A 21839-nucleotide genomic window follows, 5' to 3' on the forward strand; every position below is an offset into this window, starting at 1 on the left:
GATGATTATCTTAGTGGTCGATGGCTATAACGTCATTGGTGCATGGGATGAATTGCACGCACTCCGCGATAAGGACTTTGAACAATCCCGCCAGCTTTTGATTGAGAAGCTGGCGGAGTACCAGGCATACACAGGACAGCGAGTCATTGTCGTATTTGACGCTTACCATGTGAGAGGTTTGGAGAAAAAATACGAAAACTTTAAAGTAGAAGTTGTATATACAAAAGAAAAAGAGACAGCTGATGACCGTATCGAAAAACTGATTAAAACGTTGAAAAATGTCAAGACGCAAGTCTACGTTGCAACAAGCGATTATGCAGAGCAGCGTACTATATTTGGGCAAGGTGCACTTCGTAAATCATCTCGGGAACTATATCTGGAAATCAAGCAGATCGAGCGGGAAATTGACCAGGAGATAGAGGGATACAATACTCGACATTTTCCGCCAAAAATCCCCTTAAAACCTGAAGTGCGAGATACCCTCGAAGCTTGGCGCAGAAGGAAGAAATAACCAAAGTAGTATATTGACGGTTATTTGGACCGACTGTATAATGACCCTAATGTACTCGCGGTATATATGGTCAGGGGGAATCCTTAAGTGACAATTGTCAAACAGCGGACGGAAGACCAAGATTATGCAGTGATGGAAGATGGTGCACTTGTAGATTTAGTTAAAGCAGGACGCGTTGATGCCCTAGATTTTCTGATTAACAAGTATCGAAATTTTGTCAGAGCAAAAGCTCGTACGTATTTTCTGATTGGAGCCGACCGGGAAGACATTGTGCAAGAAGGTATGATTGGTCTGTACAAGGCCATCCGTGATTTTAACGGTGAAAAGCTGGCCTCATTTAAAGCATTTGCTGAACTGTGTGTGACAAGACAGATTATAACAGCAATTAAGACAGCAACAAGACAGAAGCATATTCCGCTCAATTCTTATGTATCATTGGACAAACCTATTTATGATGAGGAATCGGACAGGACATTGCTTGATATCATTGTCAGTTCCAAAGCGGGTGATCCGCAGGACGTCCTTATCAACCAGGAGCGCTTCCTTGATATGGAGGAGAAGATGGCACAACTGCTCAGTGAATTGGAAAGACAGGTGCTGGCTCTTTACTTGGATGGCAGATCTTATCAAGAGATTTCTGAGGAATTGAAGCGGCACGTCAAATCGATAGATAATGCACTTCAGCGAGTAAAGCGGAAGTTAGAGCGTTATCTTGAAATCAGCGAAGTGACATTATAAGCGCCGTTGACAAGCCATTTTAAGCGTGCTACAGTAAAATTGTGTCAAAATTACCCGAAGAGGGTGGAAATACTGCGTAAAACAGTTACATTAGCGTGCTCTGAATGCTTGAGCCGCAATTATTCAACAGCAAAGAATATAAATCAAACACAGCGATTAGAGACGAAGAAATTCTGCAAACGATGCGACAAGCATACAGTCCATCGGGAGACGAAATAGACATCAATGCCTGTCGGCGAAAGTTTGGGGGTAGTACCATGAATCCTGTTACGTTTTTGAGAAATGTATCAAAAGAGATGAAGAAGGTCAGCTGGCCAACCGGCAAGGAATTATTCCGTTATACAATTGTGACTGTCCTGACAGTTGCGTTCACAGCTATATTTTTCGGTTTGGTCGATTTTGGGATCTCGGAGCTCTTAAATTTATTCTTTTGAATAATACCCACTAATATATGCTATAATGATATTAAATATTGCTCGCAGCGAAAAACCCGTTTCTATACGGGTTTTTTAAATTGGATTTTTTGCCTCAGCATTTGCAATAACTAAGAATTAAAGGGAGGGAAGGACAAGCGTTTGTCCTGACACATGGAAAAAAGATGGTATGTCGTACACACCTATTCTGGGTATGAAAATAAAGTAAAGGCCAACTTGGAGAAGAGACTCGATTCTATGGGAATGGAAGATAAGATCTTCCGCGTTGTCGTTCCAGAAGACGAAGAAACGGAAATCAAGAACGGCAAACGCAAAACATCGATGAAAAAGGTTTTCCCTGGTTATGTTTTGACTGAGATGGTTATGACAGATGACTCATGGTACGTTGTGCGGAATACACCTGGTGTAACAGGTTTCGTCGGCTCAACTGGGTCTGGATCTAAACCGACGCCGCTATTAGAAGAAGAAGTAGAAGTTATTCTGAAGCGGATGGGCATGGAAGAAGCACTTACAGATTTCGATTTCGAAGAGAAAGAAAGTGTGCGTGTTACGGATGGTCCATTTAATGACTTTACAGGAACAATCGAACATATTGATATGGATAAACAGAAAGTCAAAGTCCATGTGAATATGTTTGGAAGAGAAACACCAGTTGAACTTGACTTCTCACAGATCGAGAAATTATAATTCCCTTATCCGGAATTTATCTGGAAGGCCTCTTGCATTGTTTATGGATAAATGCTAGAATCTTAATGTTAATGACTATAGTGTATACTATCTATAGCTATATACAGACATGTTGAGTGGGAGGGTGACAAGCCCTATTACCACATCACGGACTTAAGGAGGTGTGTCTCGTGGCTAAAAAAGTAATCAAAGTTGTAAAATTGCAGATCCCTGCAGCAAAAGCGAATCCAGCTCCACCAGTAGGACCGGCATTAGGTCAAGCAGGTGTGAACATCATGGGATTCTGTAAGGAATTTAACGCCCGCACGCAAGAGCAAGCTGGCTTGATCATTCCAGTTGAAATCACGGTATTCGAAGACCGTTCATTTACATTCATCACTAAAACTCCGCCTGCTGCAGTCTTGCTTAAGAAAGCAGCTGGTATCGAATCAGGATCAGGTGAACCGAACCGCAACAAAGTTGCTACGGTTAAACGCGATAAAGTACAAGAAATCGCTGAATCCAAAATGCCTGACTTGAATGCTGCAAGTGTTGAAGCAGCAATGCGTATGGTTGAAGGTACTGCTCGCAGTATGGGAATTGTCATCGAAGACTAATTCTGTTTCAATCAAGGAAAATGACGAGGTTGCGTGAATGGAGGATACCATTTCGCAGCCTTTTTAAAAGCCGGCATTTCCGGCAATAGCGGGCTTTGTCCGCTCCGCTTTAACAAGTGGGAGGTCCTACCGTTAAAACCACAATCCGAGGAGGAAAAGGAAATGGCTGTAAAAAGCAAAAAGAAACAAGAAGCAATTAAGCTTGTTGATCGTACACAGCTGTACGAAGTAAAAGAAGCTGTTGAACTTGTCAAAAAGACAGCAACTGCTAAATTTGATGAAACAATTGAAGCTGCTTTCCGTTTGGGAGTAGACCCTAAGAAAGCTGACCAGCAAATTCGCGGAGCTATGGTATTGCCGCATGGTACTGGTAAATCTCAGCGCGTATTAGTATTCGCTAAAGGCGATAAAGCAAAAGAAGCGGAAGCTGCTGGAGCTGACTTCGTTGGCGAACAAGATCTAATCGCGAAAATCAACGGAGGCTGGTTCGAGTTTGACGTAATCGTTGCAACTCCGGACATGATGGCTGAAGTTGGTAAATTGGGCCGTGTGCTAGGACCAAAAGGTCTAATGCCTAACCCGAAAACTGGAACAGTTACTTTCGACGTGACAAAAGCTATCCAGGAAATCAAAGCTGGTAAAGTTGAGTACCGCGTTGACAAGCAATCTAACGTTCATGTACCAATCGGTAAAGCTTCCTTCTCTCAAGAGAAGTTGGAAGAAAACCTTGTTGCATTAATTGAACAGCTAGTTAAAGTTAAACCACAAGCTTCCAAAGGCCTTTACATGAAAAATGCAGCAATTGCATCTACTATGGGTCCTGGAATCAAAGTTGACGTATCTCCTTTCCGTTAATCGTCTATTGACATCTAACTGGAAACACTATATAATCAATTGTGGTTAAAACCTAATAAACGTTATACCTAAGACAGCAGGTGCCTTCGGGCTTAATCTCCTGCCGAGGTGTGTGAGATATAACAGGCAGTCTGTTCCGACTGTTCCTATATGATCATGCCTCCATGTCGAATGGAGGCATTTTTCATGTTAACTCCAGGTATAATGGTGAACAAGCTAACAGGAGGTGGAACATATGTCCAATATCATCGAACAAAAGAAACAGGTTGTTACGGAAATCGCTGATAAATTCCAAGCGAGCCAATCTACAGTTATCGTAGACTACCGTGGTCTTTCTGTTTCTGAGGTGACTGAACTTCGCAAACAGCTTCGTGAAGCTGGTGTGGATTTCAAAGTTTACAAAAACTCTATGACTCGCCGTGCTACAGAAGTAGCTGGTTTGTCTGAACTAGACGAGAACTTGACAGGCCCAACTGCTATTGCTTTCAGTAATGAAGACGTAATCGCACCTGCTAAGATCTTGAACGAGTTCGCTAAAAAGCATGAAGCTTTAGAAATCAAAGCTGGTGTCATCCAAGGTAATGTAGCTACTGTAGAACAAGTGCAAGAACTTGCATCTCTACCGAACTACGAAGGCTTGCTTTCTATGTTGCTTAGCGTGCTACAAGCACCGGTTCGCAACTTCGCTTATGCAGCGAAAGCAATCGCGGAACAAAAAGAAGAACAAGGCGCGTAAAGCCGCTTAGAACTTCCAAACAAAAATACACATTTTCCAAGGAGGAAATAACATGTCTAAAGAGACAATCATTGAAGAGATTAAAGGTATGTCCGTTCTAGAATTGAACGATCTTGTTAAAGCTATCGAAGAAGAATTTGGCGTAACTGCTGCTGCTCCTGTAGCTGCTGCTGGTGGTGGCGCTGCTGAAGCTGCTGAAGAACAAACTGAATTTAACGTTGTTCTTACAAGCGCTGGCGCTTCTAAAATCAAAGTTGTTAAAGCTGTACGCGAAGCAACTGGTCTAGGTCTTAAAGACGCTAAAGATCTTGTAGATAACGCTCCTGGTAACATCAAAGAAGGCGTTTCTAAAGAAGATGCTGAAGAACTTAAAGCTAAACTTGAAGAAGCTGGAGCTTCTGTAGAAGTTAAGTAATAACAAGAAAGCTCGCCCTCGGGCGAGCTTTCCTTTTATCTATTTCTCCATTTCTCCATGGCAATCGTGAATGGATCCTGAAAAAGAAGGTGACCAATTATGTCGGATCATTATTATACTAACCAGCCAAATTCCGAAAGTGCTCCTGCTACATGGCAGTTCAGCTTAAAGGGACAGGAACTCGTATTCACGTCGGATAGCGGTGTGTTTTCCAAGAAAGAAGTGGATTTCGGTTCTAGGGTCTTGATTGATGTTTTCCGTGAACCAGAAATTGAAGGGGATATACTGGACTTGGGCTGTGGATATGGACCGATTGGCATTTCGTTCGCAAAAACTTACGAAAAACGCTCTGTTGTTATGAGTGATGTGAATGAACGTGCTGTTGCACTTGCGAGACAGAATGCAAAGGCGAATGGTGCGGACAATACATCTTTTTATGTGAGTGATCGCTTAACTGCTTTTTCGGACCGCAAATTTGCAGCAATTGCCACTAATCCTCCAATCCGGGCAGGCAAGAAGCTTGTTCATCAATTATTAGAAGAAAGCTATCACGCTTTGCTTCCTCAAGGTGAGCTCTGGGTAGTTATCCAGAAGAAACAGGGTGCGCCATCTGCTCAGGAAAAATTGAATCAGCTATTCGGTTCTTGTGAGATCGTGAAAAAAGATAAAGGCTATTATATTCTGCTAGCTAAAAAAGATTGACTCTAAGAATTGCTTGTGATAGTATTGTAAAATGCCAATAGGTAACGATACTTGGAGAAATTTATAATTTTTCTTTAGTGATCGTGTTTAAACTGTCGGCTGATTGGCAAGACTGCTATCATTATTATGCTTTTTGCTGTCGTCGATTTTATTTTAATATGTATGATTAGGGTATGTCGCCATTCGGGGGAGCTAGTAAGCTGAATTTTTAACGGTTTTTATGAAAAAACCTTTTTCGCTTTTAGCTTGCAGGCGGCGCAGAGTGAACAGTTGGGAGTATTTGCTGTTGAAACTATACCACTTTTTGTTTTTGGTTAAACAGGAAGGGAAGCCCGCTTCATTACAACATTCACATCACATTCGTATTTATGCGAATGCTTTTCTATGTAAAAGAGAAGATGTGAACAATGTAAATATTGTGGCGATTCATTTATGTTAGCTACAATATATAATTTATTGCTTGGAAAGTCAATCGGCATTTCCGGCAATTCAGGCAGACCTTTATCCGGAGAAGGCCCGGTATGTCTCTTATAGGCAACGGGAATAAACTGTCGCAAAGTGTTGATTTACTGCAGTTTACGGACTGTAGCTTGAATACATTACTAATGTTTGATTTGAGGGGTGAAGCTGTTGACAGGTCAAGTAGTTCAGTATGGACGACACCGCCAGCGCAGAAGCTATGCACGTATTAGTGAAGTGCTAGAGTTACCGAATCTTATCGAGATTCAAACCGCTTCTTATGAATGGTTTTTAGAAGAAGGATTGCGAGAGATGTTCCAGGATATTTCCCCGATTGAGGATTTTGCGGGTAATCTATCGCTGGAATTTGTCGACTATAGCCTTGGCGAACCGAAATATCCAGTAGATGAAGCGAAAGAAAGAGACGTTACCTATAACGCTCCACTTCGTGTGAAAGTCCGCTTGTTGAATAACGAGACAGGCGAAGTGAAAGAACAAGAAGTATTCATGGGTGACTTCCCATTAATGACTGATACAGGTACGTTCGTCATTAATGGTGCAGAACGTGTTATCGTTTCTCAGCTTGTTCGCTCCCCTAGTGTTTATTTCAGTGAAAAAGTTGATAAGAACGGAAAACGCGGTCATACAGCAACTGTAATTCCTAACCGTGGTGCATGGCTGGAATTCGAAACAGATGCAAAAGACGTTGTACACGTACGTATTGACCGTACTCGTAAACTGCCAATCACTGTATTGCTTCGTGCACTTGGATTCGGAACTGACCAAGAAATCATTGATTTGATTGGTGAGAACGAATACTTACGCAACACTTTGGAGAAAGACAACACAGAAACAACAGAAAAAGCATTGCTTGAAATCTATGAGCGTCTTCGCCCAGGTGAGCCGCCAACAGTAGAGAATGCGAAAAGCTTGCTTGTTTCACGTTTCTTCGATCCAAAACGTTATGACCTAGCGCATGTAGGTCGTTACAAAATGAATAAAAAACTTAACATCGCAAACCGTCTTTTCAACCAAACATTGGCGGAGCCAGTTGTTGATGAAGAGACAGGCGAAGTGCTTGCTCAAAAAGGCGATAAATTAGACCGTCGTTTGCTTGATAAGATCCTTCCTTACTTGGACGGAACAAACGGTAAATTCGGTGAAAATGTTGTTGAACCTCATGATGGTGTTGTAGAAGAGCCTGTTGTAGTACAGACAATTAAAATTGTCGACCCTACAGATCCTGAAGGTGAGCGCACATTAAATGTTACTGGTAATGCTACAGTTGATGACAGCATCAAAAACCTTGATCCTGCTGATATCTTATCTGCTGTCAGCTACTTCTTTAACTTATTGTATGAAGTAGGCGGCACAGATGACATTGACCATCTTGGTAACAGAAGATTGCGTTCTGTTGGTGAGCTGCTTCAAAACCAGTTCCGTATCGGTCTATCCCGTATGGAGCGTGTGGTAAGAGAGCGTATGTCTATCCAAGACACTTCTTCCATTACACCGCAGCAGCTGATTAATATTCGTCCGGTAATTGCATCTATTAAAGAGTTCTTTGGTAGCTCTCAGCTTTCCCAGTTCATGGACCAAACGAATCCGCTTGGCGAATTGACGCACAAACGTCGTCTTTCTGCTTTGGGACCTGGTGGACTTACTCGGGAACGTGCCGGCTTCGAAGTGCGTGACGTACACTACTCACACTATGGAAGAATGTGTCCAATCGAAACGCCAGAGGGTCCGAACATTGGTTTGATTAACTCACTATCTTCTTATGCAAAAGTGAACAAATTTGGATTTATCGAAACGCCTTACCGCCGCGTTGATCCAGAAACAAACCGTGTTACAGAACATATCGACTACTTAACTGCCGATGAACAAGATAACTATGTTATCGCACAGGCAAACTCTCCGTTATTAGAAGACGGAAGCTTCGAGAACGAAGAAGTAGTTGCTCGTTTCCGTGAAGAGAATACAATCGTAGGCCGTGATCGTATCGATTACATGGACGTATCGCCGAAGCAGGTTGTATCTGCCGCGACAGCATGTATTCCTTTCTTGGAAAATGATGACTCCAACCGTGCACTGATGGGTGCGAACATGCAGCGACAAGCAGTACCGTTGATGCAGCCGGAAGCGCCGATCGTTGGTACGGGTATGGAATATGTATCTGGTAAAGACTCCGGTGCAGCTGTTATCTGCCGCGAAGACGGTATCGTTGAGCGTGTAGAAGCAAAAGAAATCTTTGTCCGCCGTGTTACAGAAGTTGGCGGCAGTGAAGTAAAAGGCGATACAGACCGCTATCGTTTGCAGAAATTCAAACGTTCCAACCAAGGAACTTGTTATAACCAGCGTCCAATCGTAAGTGTTGGCGACCGCGTCACAAAAGGAGAAATTCTTGCTGACGGTCCTTCTATGGAAGATGGGGAGCTTGCACTTGGCCGTAACGTACTAGTTGCCTTCATGACATGGGAAGGTTACAACTACGAGGATGCGATCATCATGAGTGAACGCCTTGTAAAAGATGATGTTTATACATCTATCCACATCGAGGAGTATGAATCAGAAGCTCGTGATACGAAGCTTGGACCAGAAGAAATCACTCGCGATATCCCTAACGTTGGGGAAGATGCACTGAAGAACCTTGACGAGCGCGGTATTATCCGTGTTGGTGCTGAGGTTTCCGATGGTGATTTGCTTGTTGGTAAAGTAACACCTAAAGGCGTAACGGAGCTTTCTGCGGAAGAGCGTTTATTACACGCAATCTTCGGTGAAAAAGCTCGTGAAGTACGTGATACTTCCCTTCGTGTGCCACACGGTGCCGGCGGTATTGTCTTAGATGTTAAAATCTTCAACCGTGAAGATGGCGATGAGCTTCCTCCAGGTGTAAACCAGCTAGTGCGTGCTTACATCGTTCAGAAACGTAAGATTTCTGAAGGGGATAAGATGGCCGGACGTCACGGTAACAAAGGTGTTATCTCTAAAATCCTTCCAGAAGAGGATATGCCGTTCATGCCAGACGGCACACCAGTTGATATCATGCTTAACCCACTAGGGGTACCATCTCGTATGAATATCGGTCAGGTGTTTGAGCTTCATTTAGGAATGGCAGCTCGTGCTCTAGGCATCCACGTTGCAACACCAGTATTTGATGGCGCGCGTGAAGAAGATGTTTGGGAAACACTTGAAGAAGCTGGAATGCCGCGTGATGCGAAAACAATCCTTTACGACGGAAGATCCGGTGAACCATTTGATAACCGCGTTTCTGTTGGTGTATCGTACATGATCAAGCTTGCCCACATGGTTGATGACAAGCTGCATGCACGTTCCACTGGTCCTTACTCTCTTGTTACGCAGCAGCCGCTCGGTGGTAAAGCGCAGTTCGGTGGACAGCGTTTCGGTGAGATGGAGGTATGGGCACTCGAAGCATATGGTGCAGCATACACATTGCAAGAGATTCTAACAGTTAAATCCGATGACGTAGTCGGACGTGTAAAAACTTATGAAGCTATTGTTAAAGGTGATAATGTACCAGAGCCAGGTGTACCAGAATCATTCAAAGTATTGATCAAAGAGCTTCAGAGTCTTGGTATGGATGTTAAAATCCTCAACGGTGATGAAGAAGAAGTAGAATTGCGCGAACTCGAGGATGAAGACGATACGCAAGCACCTGACCGCATCAATCTTGATGTGCAGGAAGGTTAAGCGACGCAACATCAACTGCAGGGCAGTAACGGGATACTAAAAGGGAGGTAGGCCCCTTGATAGATGTAAATAATTTTGAGTTTATGAAAATAGGTTTGGCTTCACCTGATAAGATTCGTTCTTGGTCTTATGGAGAAGTGAAAAAGCCGGAAACGATCAACTATCGTACGTTGAAGCCTGAGAAAGACGGTTTGTTCTGTGAACGTATCTTCGGTCCTCAAAAAGACTGGGAATGTCACTGCGGAAAATACAAACGCGTCCGTTATAAAGGTGTCGTATGTGATCGATGCGGCGTAGAAGTTACTAAAGCAAAAGTACGCCGTGAGCGTATGGGACACATCGAGCTAGCTGCTCCTGTGTCTCACATTTGGTACTTTAAAGGTATTCCAAGCCGTATGGGTCTTGTACTAGATATGTCCCCTCGCGCGCTTGAAGAAGTTATTTACTTTGCAGCGTACATTGTTACAGAAACTGGTGACACAGCGCTTGAGAAAAAACAACTTCTTTCTGAGAAGGAATATCGCCTCTATCGCGAAAAATACGGTAATACATTCCAAGCTCAAATGGGTGCGGAAGCTATCCGTAAGCTTCTTTCTGATATTGATGCAGAAAAAGAAGTAGAAACACTTCGTGAAGAATTAAAAACAGCACAAGGTCAGCGCAGAACGCGTGCGATCAAACGTTTAGAAGTTTTGGAAGCATTCCGTAATTCCGGAAACGATCCTTCTTGGATGGTATTGGATGTACTTCCAATCATCCCGCCGGAGCTTCGTCCGATGGTACAGCTTGATGGAGGACGTTTTGCTACGTCTGACCTGAACGATTTGTATCGCCGTGTAATCAACCGGAACAACCGTCTGAAACGCTTGCTTGATCTTGGCGCTCCTAGCATCATCGTACAAAATGAAAAACGTATGCTGCAGGAAGCTGTTGATGCGTTGATCGATAACGGTCGCCGCGGTCGTCCAGTTACAGGTCCTGGTAACCGTCCTTTGAAATCTCTTTCTCATATGCTGAAAGGGAAGCAAGGACGTTTCCGTCAGAACTTACTAGGTAAACGTGTAGACTATTCCGGTCGTTCCGTAATCGTTGTAGGTCCGCATCTGAAGATGTATCAGTGTGGTCTTCCGAAAGAGATGGCGCTTGAGCTATTCAAACCGTTCATCATGAAAGAATTGGTTGAAAAAGGACTTGCGCATAATATTAAGTCTGCTAAACGTAAAATCGAACGCTTGCACCCAGAAGTATGGGATGTACTCGAGGAAGTTATCCGCGAGCATCCAGTATTACTTAACCGTGCCCCTACGCTTCACCGCCTAGGTATTCAGGCATTCGAACCAACACTAGTAGAAGGTCGTGCAATCCGTCTTCACCCACTCGTATGTACAGCATATAACGCTGACTTTGATGGAGACCAGATGGCCGTTCACGTACCTCTATCTGCAGAAGCACAAGCAGAAGCTCGTATTCTTATGCTTGCAGCACAGAATATCTTGAACCCGAAAGATGGTAAACCAGTTGTTACACCGTCTCAGGATATGGTACTAGGTAACTACTACTTGACGCTTGAGCGCGAAGGTGCCATCGGTGAAGGTAAGATCTTCAATGATGTAAACGAAGCGATGCTTGCTTATCAGAACGGCTATGTACACTTGCACACTCGTGTAGCAGTACATGCAGGTTCATTGAATAACGAAACATTCACTGCGGAGCAGAATGAACAGATCTTGCTTACATCAGTAGGTAAACTGATCTTTAATACAATCTTGCCGAGCTCGTTCCCTTACATGAACGAACCAACTCGTGAGAACTTGGAAGAAAAAACACCTGCACACTACTTCGTTGAGAAGGGTGCGAACATTAAAGAGGAAATCGCTAAACGCGATGTTATCTCACCGTTCAAGAAAGGCTTCCTTGGAGACATCATTGCTGAAGTATTCAAGCGTTTCAAAATCAGCGAAACATCTAAAATGCTTGACCGCATGAAAGATCTAGGATTCAGCTATTCTACAAAAGCAGGTATTACGGTTGGTATCTCTGATATCGTCGTATTGAAAGAGAAAACGGAAATTCTTGATGAGGCACAATCACGTGTAGATAAAGTATTGAAACAGTTCCGCCGTGGTTTGATCACAGAAGAAGAACGTTACGACCGTGTTATCTCGATCTGGTCTAAAGCGAAGGATGACATTCAGGAACGTCTGATGAAATCCTTGAGCAACCGTAACCCGATCTTTATGATGAGTGACTCTGGTGCCCGTGGTAACGCATCTAACTTCACGCAGCTTGCTGGTATGCGTGGTCTGATGGCCAACCCAGCCGGCCGAATCATCGAATTGCCGATCAAGTCCAGTTTCCGTGAAGGTCTGACAGTACTCGAGTACTTCATCTCTACACACGGTGCGCGTAAAGGTCTTGCCGATACCGCTCTGAAAACAGCCGATTCCGGTTACTTGACTCGTCGTCTAGTAGACGTTGCACAGGATGTTATCATCCGTGAAGAAGATTGCGGCACGGACCGCAGCTTGAAAGTGCGCGCACTTACAGAAGGCACAGAAATGATTGAACCATTATATGACCGTCTTGTTGGACGTACAGCATTTGAGAATGTGAAACATCCAGAAACAGGCGATGTGATCGTAACGAAGAACGAATTGATTAACGAAGATACAGCTAGACAGATTATTGAAGCTGGTATTGAAGAAGTTTCAATCCGTACCGTGTTTACATGTAATACAAAACACGGAGCTTGTAAGAAATGTTATGGCCGTAACCTTGCAACTGGCAGCGACGTTGAAGTCGGTGAGGCAGTTGGTATCATCGCAGCACAATCTATCGGTGAACCAGGAACACAGCTTACAATGCGTACGTTCCACACAGGTGGGGTAGCTGGAGACGATATTACACAAGGTTTGCCGCGTATCCAGGAATTGTTCGAGGCTCGTCACCCGAAAGGTCAAGCGGTTATTTCCGAAATTAAAGGTACTGTCATCGAAATCAACGAAGTCAAAGAAAAACAAGAAGTTGTTGTTCAAGGTGCCGTTGAGACGAAGACATACACAGCTCCATACGGCGCCCGTCTGCGTGTTGCAGAAGGTGATGCAATTGAAGCGGGTGAAGGACTGACTGAAGGTTCTATCGATCCGAAAGAATTGCTTCGTGTGCGCGGTGTAGCTGGTGTTCAGCAGTATCTATTGAAAGAAGTACAAAAAGTATATCGTATGCAAGGTGTAGAAATCGGTGATAAACACGTAGAAGTAATGGTTCGTCAGATGCTTCGCAAAGTACGTGTTGTCGATTCGGGGCAAACGAATGTACTGCCAGGATCTCTTCTTGAGATTCACCAATTCAGAGAAGCAAACCGTTCTGTACTTCAAGAGGACTTACAGCCGGCAAGCGGTAAGCCAGTATTACTTGGTATTACGAAAGCTTCCCTGGAAACTGATTCCTTCTTGTCTGCTGCTTCCTTCCAGGAAACAACTCGTGTCTTGACTGATGCAGCAATTAAAGGTAAGCGTGATGAGCTTCTAGGCCTGAAAGAGAATGTTATCATCGGTAAACTAGTTCCAGCAGGTACTGGTATGCCGCAGTATCGTAAGATTAAAGCGAAACTGGATGTACCTGAAGAAAAGACAGAAGATCAGAATTTAGAATCTGTTACACCGTAACGGTGCCCTTAATACGCAAGGAAACTAAATAATTGTCGGAAGCACTGTAAATCTCTCGTAAGGTGATTGACAATTACCTTACTTGAGTGATACTATATTCAAGGTGCTTCCGATTCTCCTTGTATACTTTGGAGGATATGCATATGTCTTATGAAAAAGTAGCACAAGCTAACACGGGAATCGTTATCGGAACCAAACAAACACTGAAAGCCATGAAGCAGGCTAAAGTGGAAACAGTTGTCATTGCAAATGACGCTGCCGAGCACATTACCAGCCAGGTAAGAAAGCTGGCAGAAGAATTAGGCATACCAGTGATCCAAGTCGATTCTATGAAACGATTAGGAGAAGCTTGTGGCATAGATGTAGGGACAGCTACTTTGGCAATTAAAAGATAGTTTTGGCGCAGCTGATGCTAGCTCAGCTCGTGAAAACTTTGTTTTTTGCCCTAAAATGAACCACCTGGATGTGTGGTATTACAAAAAGCTTTGAAAGGAGGAAAAAACATGCCTACTATTAACCAATTAGTACGCAAAGGTCGCGTAAGCAAAACAAAGAAATCTGACTCTCCAGCATTGAACAAAGGGTACAACAGTTTCAAGAAGTCTTTGACTGATCAGTCTTCTCCACAAAAACGTGGTGTATGTACTCGTGTTGGTACAATGACTCCGAAGAAACCAAACTCCGCGTTGCGTAAATATGCACGTGTACGTTTGACAAACGGAATCGAGGTTACTGCCTACATTCCTGGTATCGGACATAACTTGCAAGAGCACAGTGTTGTTTTGATCCGCGGCGGACGTGTAAAAGATTTACCGGGTGTACGTTACCATATCGTACGTGGTGCGCTTGATACTTCAGGTGTTGACGGCCGTGCTCAAGGTCGTTCTAAATATGGAACAAAACGCCCTAAAAAATAAAACTAAAATAATTTGAACATCATAAGAAAGGAGGAGAACATATGCCAAGAAAAGGTCCTGTTGCGAAACGCGACGTATTACCAGATCCGTTGTACAACTCTAAATTGGTAACTCGTTTGATTAACCAAATCATGGTTGACGGACAACGCGGTAAAGCACAAAAGATTCTTTATGCAGCATTTGAACTAGTTAAAGAACGTAGCGGTAACGATCCAATGGAGGTTTTCGAAAATTCCATGAAGAACGTTATGCCTGTACTTGAAGTACGCGCGCGCCGTGTTGGTGGTTCTAACTACCAAGTTCCTGTTGAAGTACGCCCAGAGCGTCGTCAAGCACTAGGTCTTCGTTACATTGTTAACTATTCCCGTCTACGCGGCGAGAAAACAATGGAAGAGCGCCTTGCTAACGAAATTCTTGATGCGTCTAACAACACTGGTGCTTCTGTTAAGAAGCGTGAAGATATGCATAAAATGGCGGAAGCAAACAAAGCGTTTGCTCACTACCGCTGGTAAGATACAATTTAAATTCACTCTAGGAAGGAGAAATACTGCATGGCTAGAGAGTTCTCCTTAGAAAATACGCGTAATATCGGTATTATGGCTCACATCGATGCTGGTAAAACAACTGCTACAGAGCGTATTCTATTCTATACAGGACGTATCCATAAAATTGGAGAAACACATGAAGGTGCTTCTCAAATGGACTGGATGGAGCAGGAGCAAGAGCGTGGTATCACAATCACCTCTGCTGCAACAACAGCTTCATGGAAAGGTCACCGTATCAACATCATTGATACACCAGGACACGTAGACTTCACAGTTGAAGTTGAACGTTCCCTGCGTGTTCTTGATGGCGCGGTAGCTGTCCTTGATGCACAGTCCGGTGTTGAGCCGCAAACTGAAACAGTTTGGCGTCAGGCTACAACATACGGTGTACCACGTATCGTATTCGTCAACAAAATGGATAAAACAGGTGCAGACTTCCTTTATTCCGTTAAGACGATGCATGAACGTCTGGGCGCAAATGCGCACCCAGTACAACTTCCAATCGGTGCGGAAGATGATTTCGAAGGAATCATTGACCTGATCACAATGGAAGCTTTCTATTATCTTGATGATTTAGGACAGCGTTCTGAAGCTCGTGCTATTCCAGAAGATATGAAAGAACTTGCGGAAGAATACCGCACAAACCTTATTGAAGCAGTAGCGGAACAAGATGAAAGTCTTATGGAACGCTACCTTGAAGGGGAAGAGTTCTCTAACGAAGAGCTTAAACAAGCGGTTCGTAATGCGACTCTATCTGTTGAATTCTACCCAGTATTCTGTGGTTCAGCATTCAAAAACAAAGGTGTACAGCTTCTAATTGACGGTGTAGTTGATTACTTGCCAGCACCAACTGACGTACCGGCTATCGAAGGTATTGTTCCAGGTACTGAAGAACAAGTTGTACGTAAATCAAGCGACAGCGAGCCATTCAGTGCACTTGCATTTAAAGTTGCAACGGATCCGTTCGTTGGTAAACTAACCTTCTTCCGTGTGTACTCTGGTACATTGGATGCAGGTTCATACGTGAAAAACTCTACGAAGGACAAGCGTGAGCGTGTAGGCCGTATCCTGCAAATGCATGCTAACACTCGTGAAGAGATTTCAACGGTTTACGCTGGTGATATCGCCGGAGCAGTAGGTTTGAAAGATACTTCAACTGGAGATACACTATGTGACGAGAAATCACTAGTTATTCTTGAGTCTATGGTATTCCCAGAACCAGTAATTTCTGTTGCGATCGAACCGAAAACAAAAGCAGACCAAGATAAAATGTCTGTTGCACTTGGTAAACTAGCTGAGGAAGATCCTACTTTCAGAACGGAAACAAACGTTGAAACTGGCCAGACTATTATCTCTGGTATGGGTGAGCTTCACTTGGATATCATCGTTGACCGTATGCGTCGCGAATTCAAGGTAGAAGCAAACGTAGGTGCTCCGCAAGTTGCTTACCGCGAAACATTCCGTGCATCTGCTGAAGTCGAAGGTAAATTCGTACGTCAGTCTGGTGGACGCGGACAGTTCGGTCACGTTTGGATCAAATTTGAGCCAAACGAAGAGGGTGCTGGTTTCGAGTTCGAAAACAAAATCGTTGGTGGTGTAGTTCCTCGTGAATACATCCCATCTGTTGAAGCTGGAATCAAAGAAGCGATGGAAAACGGTGTATTGGCTGGATATCCGCTAATCGACGTAAAAGCATCTCTATTTGATGGTAGCTACCACGATGTCGATTCCAACGAGATGGCCTTTAAGGTTGCTGCTTCTATGGCGCTTAAAAACGCTAAGAACAAATGTCAGCCTGTCATCTTGGAGCCACTTGTAAAAGTGGAAGTTGTTATCCCTGAAGAATACATGGGAGACATCATGGGCGACATCACTTCCCGCCGCGGCCGTGTAGAAGGTATGGATACACGCGGACCTGCTCAAGTAGTTAATGCATTCGTGCCACTAGCTGAAATGTTCGGTTACGCAACAGCGTTGCGTTCCAACACACAAGGCCGTGGAACTTACACAATGACATTCGACCACTATGAAGAAGTTCCGAAAAGCGTTGGAGAAGAAATTATTAAGAAAAACGCTGGTCAATAATTGATTTTTTGCCAGTAATCAAGTATAACTTGTAGTGGAAGCCTGCGTGCGCGTGCGTATGCTTCCGCAATACAAGAAACATACTATCTATTACATGATATTTTCTATATTTAAGGAGGAATTACTAATGGGTAAAGAAAAATTCGACCGCTCCAAATCCCACGTTAACGTTGGTACTATCGGACACGTTGACCATGGTAAAACTACACTAACTGCAGCTATCACTACTGTACTTCACAAGAAGTCTGGTAACGGTACAGCTATGGCTTATGATCAAATCGACGGTGCACCTGAAGAAAGAGAACGTGGAATCACAATCTCTACTGCACACGTAGAATATGAAACAGAAACTCGTCACTATGCACACGTTGACTGCCCAGGTCACGCTGACTATGTTAAAAACATGATCACTGGTGCTGCACAAATGGATGGTGCGATCCTAGTAGTATCTGCTGCTGATGGTCCAATGCCACAAACTCGTGAGCACATCCTTCTTTCTCGTAACGTAGGTGTACCTGCTATCGTTGTATTCCTAAACAAATGCGACATGGTTGACGACGAAGAGCTTCTTGAACTTGTTGAAATGGAAGTTCGCGATCTTCTAAGCGAATACGACTTCCCTGGTGATGATGTACCAGTAATCAAAGGTTCTGCTCTTAAAGCTCTTGAAGGCGACGCTGATTATGAAGCGAAAATCTTCGAACTTATGGATGCGGTTGATGAATACATCCCAACTCCAGAGCGCGACAAAGAAAAACCATTCATGATGCCTGTAGAGGACGTATTCTCTATCACTGGCCGTGGTACAGTAGCAACTGGCCGTGTTGAGCGTGGAGAAGTTAAAGTCGGTGACGAAGTTGACATCATCGGTCTTGCTGAAGAAAACAAGAAAACAACTGTTACAGGTGTAGAAATGTTCCGTAAGCTTCTTGACTATGCTGAAGCTGGTGACAACATCGGTGCGCTACTTCGTGGTGTATCTCGTGAAGACATCAACCGTGGACAAGTACTTGCTAAGCCAGGTACAATCACTCCACACACAAAGTTCAAAGCTGAAGTTTATGTTCTTTCTAAAGATGAAGGTGGACGTCATACTCCATTCTTCACTAACTACCGCCCACAGTTCTACTTCCGTACAACTGACGTAACTGGCGTAGTTCACCTTCCAGAAGGTACTGAAATGATCATGCCTGGCGATAACACAGAAATGAGTGTAGAACTTATTTCTCCAATCGCTATCGAAGATGGTACTCGCTTCTCTATCCGTGAGGGTGGACGTACTGTTGGATCAGGCGTTGTATCTGTTATCGAAGCGTAAGCTGATATAACAATATAGAAAAAACAGACAGCAGACGTGCTGTCTGTTTTTTTATTTCCATTAACCAAACATTGGCAGCAGTGCTGTTTTGTAAAAAATGCCGAAACCACTTGAAAACAGGTGGAAGCCTCTGTATAATACATAAAGTGTCATCTTATGAAAGATTACTGTTTAGAAACTGTAAATCTAGATAAGACTTGCATTGACCGCGTTTTTTCTATATAATTATAATGTTGGTCATTTAAAAGGCGATGATGCGGGAGGTTGTTGGCACACCAGGCCCCTTTGCCATGGCAGGGTGGTCAAGTTAATTTCCGCTGAGAATGTCCTAAAAAATAAGGGCGATAAAGGAGGGAAAATAATGGCAAAAGAGAAAATCAGAATCCGTTTAAAAGCATACGATCACAGAATCCTTGATCAGTCTGCAGAAAAAATCGTAGATACAGCGAAGCGCTCTGGTGCTAACGTATCAGGTCCGATTCCGCTTCCTACAGAAAGATCTGTATATACAGTTCTACGTGCGGTGCACAAATACAAAGACTCTCGTGAGCAGTTCGAAATGCGTACTCACAAACGTCTTATCGATATCGTAAGTCCTACACCGCAAACAGTCGATTCATTGATGAGACTTGACCTACCGTCCGGTGTGGACATCGAAATTAAACTATAATTTTACAATAAATAGGAGGTGTAACGGATGACGAAAGGAATCTTGGGACGCAAGATCGGCATGACACAGCTTTTCACTGAAAATGGTGAACTTCAAGCTGTTACAGTTATCCAAGCTGAACCAAACGTAATTCTTCAAAAGAAAACCGTCGAAACTGATGGTTACAATGCATTGCAACTAGGATTTGCTGATCAGAAAGCAAACAACGCTAACAAACCTGCGAAGGGCCATGCTGAGAAAGCAAACACAACACCTAAGCGCTACATTCGTGAAATCCGTGACGCTGCTCTAGCTGAACATGAAGTTGGCCAAGAGCTAAGCGTAGAGATTTTCGCTGCAGGAGACGTTGTAGATGTAACAGGTACTTCTAAAGGTAAAGGATTCCAAGGTGCGATCAAGCGCCACAACCAATCCCGCGGACCAATGTCACACGGTTCTCGTTACCACAGAAGACCAGGTTCTATGGGTGTAATTGACCCTATGCGCGTTTTCAAAGGTAAAGCACTACCAGGACAAATGGGCGGAGAGCAAATTACTGTTCAAAACCTTGAAATCGTTAAAGTTGACGCTGAGCGCAACCTTATCCTTGTAAAAGGTAACGTGCCTGGCGCGAAAAAATCTTACGTGAAAGTATCAGGTGCCGTAAAAGGTAACTAATTCATAATACGAAGGGAGGATATATCATGCCTAAAGTAGCACTATTCAACCAAAGCGGTTCTCAAGTCGGTGATATCGAATTGAACGATTCCGTTTTCGGTATTGAGCCACACACACATGTATTACACGAAGCTGTACTAATGCAGCGTGCTTCTATGCGTCAAGGTACGCATAAAGTAAAAGGACGTTCTGAAGTACGAGGCGGCGGAAGAAAGCCATGGCGTCAAAAAGGTACTGGCCGTGCACGTCAAGGATCCATCCGTTCTCCACAATGGGTTGGCGGTGGAACTGTTTTCGGACCGACTCCACGCAGCTACAGCTACAAACTACCTAAAAAAGTTCGTCGTCTAGCGCTTAAATCAGCACTATCTTCTAAAGTACAAGAAGAAAGCATCTTCGTTCTAGATAGCCTTGCATTTGATGCTCCTAAAACAAAAGATGTCGTTGCTATGCTTAACGCACTCAACGTAGATAAAAAGGTATTGATCGTTACTGCAGAAAAAGACGAAACAGTTGTACGTTCTGCTAACAACCTTAAAAACGTTAAAGTGTTGACACAAAGCGAAGTAAACGTTCTTGACTTGCTAACGCATGATAAGCTGATCTTAACGAAAGAGGCAGCTGAAAAAGCAGGGGAGGTGCTTGCATAATGAGAGATCCACGTGATATTATTAAGCGCCCTGTAATTACGGAACATTCTTCTGACCTTATGGTTGATAAGAAATATACGTTCGAAGTTGACAAACGCGCCAACAAGATCGAAATCAAACAAGCGGTTGAAGTGATCTTCGGTGTTAAAGTGGAGCAAATCAACACACTTAACCTTAAAGGTAAATTCAAACGTCAAGGTCGTTACGGCGGATTCCGCCCAGACCGTAAAAAAGCAGTTGTAACACTTACAGAAGACAGTAAAGAAATCGACTTCTTCGAAGGTGTTTAAGAACTAATAGAGAAGGAGGGAAACAAAGATGGCGATTAAAAAGTATAAACCGACCACTAATGGACGTCGTAATATGTCCGTATCGGATTTTGCTGAAATCACAACTGACAAGCCTGAAAAATCATTGCTTGCACCGCTTCACAAACGTGGCGGACGTAACAACCAAGGTAGATTGACAGTACGTCACCAAGGTGGCGGACATAAGCGTCAATACCGTATTATTGACTTTAAACGCGACAAAGATGGAATACCAGGACGCGTTGCTACAATCGAGTACGATCCAAACCGTACTGCGAATATCGCTCTTATTCACTATGTTGATGGTGAAAAACGCTACATCCTTGCTCCAAAAGGCTTGGAAGTAGGAACTGAAATCCTTTCTGGTGAAGGTGCTGACTTTAAAGTAGGTAACGCTATGGAACTTGCTTCTATCCCAGTTGGTACAATCATCCACAACATCGAATTGAAGCCAGGTCGTGGCGCTCAGCTTGCTCGTTCTGCTGGTGCACAGGCTCAAATCCTTGGACGTGAAGGTAAATATGTTCTTGTAAGACTAACTTCTGGTGAAGTACGTCTAGTACTAGGTACTTGCCGTGCGACAGTAGGTCAAGTTGGTAACCTAGAACACGAATTAATCATCATTGGTAAAGCAGGACGTTCTCGTTGGAAGGGCAAACGCCCAACTGTACGTGGTTCTGTAATGAACCCTAATGATCACCCACACGGTGGTGGTGAAGGACGCGCTCCAATCGGACGTAAATCACCAATGTCTCCATGGGGCAAACCGACACTTGGATACAAAACACGTAAACGTAACAAGCAGTCTGATAAATTTATCGTGCGTAAGCGTAAAAAATAATGTGGTAGCAAGACGGGGATTTTCACCCGTCTCCATATCGCAAAGGGAGGTTTATGTATGGGTCGCAGCTTGAAAAAAGGACCTTTCGCAGATGACCATTTGCTAAAGAAAGTCGACAAAATGAATGAAGACGATAAGAAGCAAGTAATCAGAACTTGGTCTCGTCGTTCAACTATTTTCCCAACATTCGTTGGACACACAATCGCTGTCTACGATGGCCGTAAACACGTACCTGTTTATGTTACTGAAGATATGGTAGGTCATAAACTTGGTGAATTCGCACCAACTCGTACGTACAAAGGTCACGCAGCGGACGATAAGAAAACAAAACGCTAA

23 protein-coding genes and 1 other annotated feature are annotated in these 21839 nt (G+C 43.6%); all 23 genes read left to right on the top strand.

What is annotated here, in order from left to right; translation table 11 throughout:
• Position 1: 1 nt before the first annotated feature.
• Positions 2–511, top strand: a complete 510-nt coding sequence (locus tag CRO17_RS16275) for an NYN domain-containing protein (protein ID WP_097043533.1) — start codon at positions 2–4, stop codon at positions 509–511.
• An 87-nt stretch (positions 512–598) separates the two neighbouring features.
• Entirely contained in the window at positions 599–1249 is a 651-nt protein-coding gene (gene sigH, locus CRO17_RS16280; protein WP_097043534.1) for an RNA polymerase sporulation sigma factor SigH, read from the top strand.
• A gap of 72 nt (positions 1250–1321) precedes the next feature.
• Positions 1322–1468, top strand: coding sequence for a 50S ribosomal protein L33 (gene rpmG / locus CRO17_RS16285; RefSeq protein WP_097043585.1), 147 nt, complete (start codon positions 1322–1324; stop codon positions 1466–1468).
• A gap of 38 nt (positions 1469–1506) precedes the next feature.
• On the top strand, positions 1507–1683 hold the full coding sequence (gene secE, locus CRO17_RS16290; protein WP_077304056.1) for a preprotein translocase subunit SecE: 177 nt from the start codon (positions 1507–1509) through the stop codon (positions 1681–1683).
• Positions 1684–1836: 153 nt separating this feature from the next.
• Positions 1837–2370 (top strand): transcription termination/antitermination protein NusG, encoded by a 534-nt coding sequence (gene nusG / locus CRO17_RS16295; RefSeq protein ID WP_097043535.1) that lies wholly within the window; start codon positions 1837–1839, stop codon positions 2368–2370.
• A 170-nt stretch (positions 2371–2540) separates the two neighbouring features.
• The gene (gene rplK, locus CRO17_RS16300) at positions 2541–2966 is read left to right on the top strand and encodes a 50S ribosomal protein L11 (RefSeq protein WP_143588801.1); all 426 of its coding nucleotides are present in this window, start codon (positions 2541–2543) and stop codon (positions 2964–2966) included.
• Positions 2967–3128: 162 nt separating this feature from the next.
• Positions 3129–3821 (top strand): 50S ribosomal protein L1, encoded by a 693-nt coding sequence (gene rplA, locus CRO17_RS16305; RefSeq protein WP_097043536.1) that lies wholly within the window; start codon positions 3129–3131, stop codon positions 3819–3821.
• Positions 3822–3870: 49 nt separating this feature from the next.
• Positions 3871–4015, top strand: a sequence feature (ribosomal protein L10 leader region).
• Positions 4016–4056: 41 nt separating this feature from the next.
• The gene (gene rplJ, locus CRO17_RS16310) at positions 4057–4557 is read left to right on the top strand and encodes a 50S ribosomal protein L10 (RefSeq protein ID WP_097043537.1); all 501 of its coding nucleotides are present in this window, start codon (positions 4057–4059) and stop codon (positions 4555–4557) included.
• A 52-nt stretch (positions 4558–4609) separates the two neighbouring features.
• On the top strand, positions 4610–4972 hold the full coding sequence (gene rplL, locus CRO17_RS16315) for a 50S ribosomal protein L7/L12 (protein ID WP_097043538.1): 363 nt from the start codon (positions 4610–4612) through the stop codon (positions 4970–4972).
• A 99-nt stretch (positions 4973–5071) separates the two neighbouring features.
• Positions 5072–5674 carry a class I SAM-dependent methyltransferase gene (locus CRO17_RS16320; RefSeq protein WP_097043539.1) on the top strand — a complete coding sequence of 201 codons (603 nt, stop codon included), beginning with the start codon at positions 5072–5074 and terminating at the stop codon, positions 5672–5674.
• A 630-nt stretch (positions 5675–6304) separates the two neighbouring features.
• On the top strand, positions 6305–9844 hold the full coding sequence (gene rpoB / locus CRO17_RS16325) for a DNA-directed RNA polymerase subunit beta (protein ID WP_097043540.1): 3540 nt from the start codon (positions 6305–6307) through the stop codon (positions 9842–9844).
• 56 nt (positions 9845–9900) lie between these two features.
• A complete protein-coding gene (gene rpoC, locus CRO17_RS16330; protein WP_097043541.1) occupies positions 9901–13512 on the top strand; it encodes a DNA-directed RNA polymerase subunit beta' in 3612 nt (1203 codons plus the stop codon).
• A gap of 143 nt (positions 13513–13655) precedes the next feature.
• Positions 13656–13907, top strand: a complete 252-nt coding sequence (locus tag CRO17_RS16335; RefSeq protein WP_097043542.1) for a 50S ribosomal protein L7ae-like protein — start codon at positions 13656–13658, stop codon at positions 13905–13907.
• A gap of 108 nt (positions 13908–14015) precedes the next feature.
• Positions 14016–14429: a 30S ribosomal protein S12 gene (gene rpsL, locus CRO17_RS16340; protein ID WP_097043543.1), complete on the top strand. Its 414-nt coding sequence runs from the start codon at positions 14016–14018 to the stop codon at positions 14427–14429.
• A gap of 41 nt (positions 14430–14470) precedes the next feature.
• Complete coding sequence (gene rpsG, locus CRO17_RS16345; protein WP_077304088.1) at positions 14471–14941, top strand: 30S ribosomal protein S7; 471 nt, start codon at positions 14471–14473, stop codon at positions 14939–14941.
• A gap of 39 nt (positions 14942–14980) precedes the next feature.
• Positions 14981–17059: an elongation factor G gene (fusA, locus tag CRO17_RS16350; RefSeq protein WP_097043544.1), complete on the top strand. Its 2079-nt coding sequence runs from the start codon at positions 14981–14983 to the stop codon at positions 17057–17059.
• Positions 17060–17186: 127 nt separating this feature from the next.
• Complete coding sequence (tuf, locus tag CRO17_RS16355) at positions 17187–18377, top strand: elongation factor Tu (protein ID WP_097043545.1); 1191 nt, start codon at positions 17187–17189, stop codon at positions 18375–18377.
• Positions 18378–18738: 361 nt separating this feature from the next.
• Positions 18739–19047, top strand: coding sequence for a 30S ribosomal protein S10 (rpsJ, locus tag CRO17_RS16360; protein WP_077304095.1), 309 nt, complete (start codon positions 18739–18741; stop codon positions 19045–19047).
• A 27-nt stretch (positions 19048–19074) separates the two neighbouring features.
• Positions 19075–19704: a 50S ribosomal protein L3 gene (gene rplC, locus CRO17_RS16365; protein WP_077304097.1), complete on the top strand. Its 630-nt coding sequence runs from the start codon at positions 19075–19077 to the stop codon at positions 19702–19704.
• Between the two features lie 26 nt (positions 19705–19730).
• On the top strand, positions 19731–20354 hold the full coding sequence (gene rplD, locus CRO17_RS16370) for a 50S ribosomal protein L4 (protein WP_097043546.1): 624 nt from the start codon (positions 19731–19733) through the stop codon (positions 20352–20354).
• Complete coding sequence (gene rplW, locus CRO17_RS16375) at positions 20354–20644, top strand: 50S ribosomal protein L23 (RefSeq protein WP_097043547.1); 291 nt, start codon at positions 20354–20356, stop codon at positions 20642–20644. The genes rplD and rplW overlap by 1 nt, the downstream gene beginning before the upstream one ends.
• A 28-nt stretch (positions 20645–20672) precedes the next feature.
• Positions 20673–21503, top strand: coding sequence for a 50S ribosomal protein L2 (gene rplB, locus CRO17_RS16380; protein ID WP_097043548.1), 831 nt, complete (start codon positions 20673–20675; stop codon positions 21501–21503).
• A 57-nt stretch (positions 21504–21560) separates the two neighbouring features.
• A complete protein-coding gene (rpsS, locus tag CRO17_RS16385; protein ID WP_077304109.1) occupies positions 21561–21839 on the top strand; it encodes a 30S ribosomal protein S19 in 279 nt (92 codons plus the stop codon).

Source organism: Terribacillus aidingensis (assembly GCF_900215625.1).
GTDB lineage: Bacteria > Bacillota > Bacilli > Bacillales > Amphibacillaceae > Terribacillus > Terribacillus aidingensis.

Bases quoted from the DNA above. Each gene is read 5' to 3' on its own strand.
- rplC (WP_077304097.1), top strand. From the start codon at position 19,075: ATGACGAAAGGAATCTTGGGACGCAAGATCGGCATGACACAGCTTTTC.
- CRO17_RS16320 (WP_097043539.1), top strand. From the start codon at position 5,072: ATGTCGGATCATTATTATACTAACCAGCCAAATTCCGAAAGTGCTCCT.
- secE (WP_077304056.1), top strand. From the start codon at position 1,507: ATGAATCCTGTTACGTTTTTGAGAAATGTATCAAAAGAGATGAAGAAG.
- rplJ (WP_097043537.1), top strand. From the start codon at position 4,057: ATGTCCAATATCATCGAACAAAAGAAACAGGTTGTTACGGAAATCGCT.
- rplB (WP_097043548.1), top strand. From the start codon at position 20,673: ATGGCGATTAAAAAGTATAAACCGACCACTAATGGACGTCGTAATATG.
- rpsL (WP_097043543.1), top strand. From the start codon at position 14,016: ATGCCTACTATTAACCAATTAGTACGCAAAGGTCGCGTAAGCAAAACA.
- rplD (WP_097043546.1), top strand. From the start codon at position 19,731: ATGCCTAAAGTAGCACTATTCAACCAAAGCGGTTCTCAAGTCGGTGAT.
- fusA (WP_097043544.1), top strand. From the start codon at position 14,981: ATGGCTAGAGAGTTCTCCTTAGAAAATACGCGTAATATCGGTATTATG.
- rpsJ (WP_077304095.1), top strand. From the start codon at position 18,739: ATGGCAAAAGAGAAAATCAGAATCCGTTTAAAAGCATACGATCACAGA.
- nusG (WP_097043535.1), top strand. From the start codon at position 1,837: ATGGAAAAAAGATGGTATGTCGTACACACCTATTCTGGGTATGAAAAT.
- CRO17_RS16335 (WP_097043542.1), top strand. From the start codon at position 13,656: ATGTCTTATGAAAAAGTAGCACAAGCTAACACGGGAATCGTTATCGGA.
- rpsG (WP_077304088.1), top strand. From the start codon at position 14,471: ATGCCAAGAAAAGGTCCTGTTGCGAAACGCGACGTATTACCAGATCCG.
- tuf (WP_097043545.1), top strand. From the start codon at position 17,187: ATGGGTAAAGAAAAATTCGACCGCTCCAAATCCCACGTTAACGTTGGT.
- rplL (WP_097043538.1), top strand. From the start codon at position 4,610: ATGTCTAAAGAGACAATCATTGAAGAGATTAAAGGTATGTCCGTTCTA.
- rplW (WP_097043547.1), top strand. From the start codon at position 20,354: ATGAGAGATCCACGTGATATTATTAAGCGCCCTGTAATTACGGAACAT.
- rplA (WP_097043536.1), top strand. From the start codon at position 3,129: ATGGCTGTAAAAAGCAAAAAGAAACAAGAAGCAATTAAGCTTGTTGAT.
- rpsS (WP_077304109.1), top strand. From the start codon at position 21,561: ATGGGTCGCAGCTTGAAAAAAGGACCTTTCGCAGATGACCATTTGCTA.
- CRO17_RS16275 (WP_097043533.1), top strand. From the start codon at position 2: ATGATTATCTTAGTGGTCGATGGCTATAACGTCATTGGTGCATGGGAT.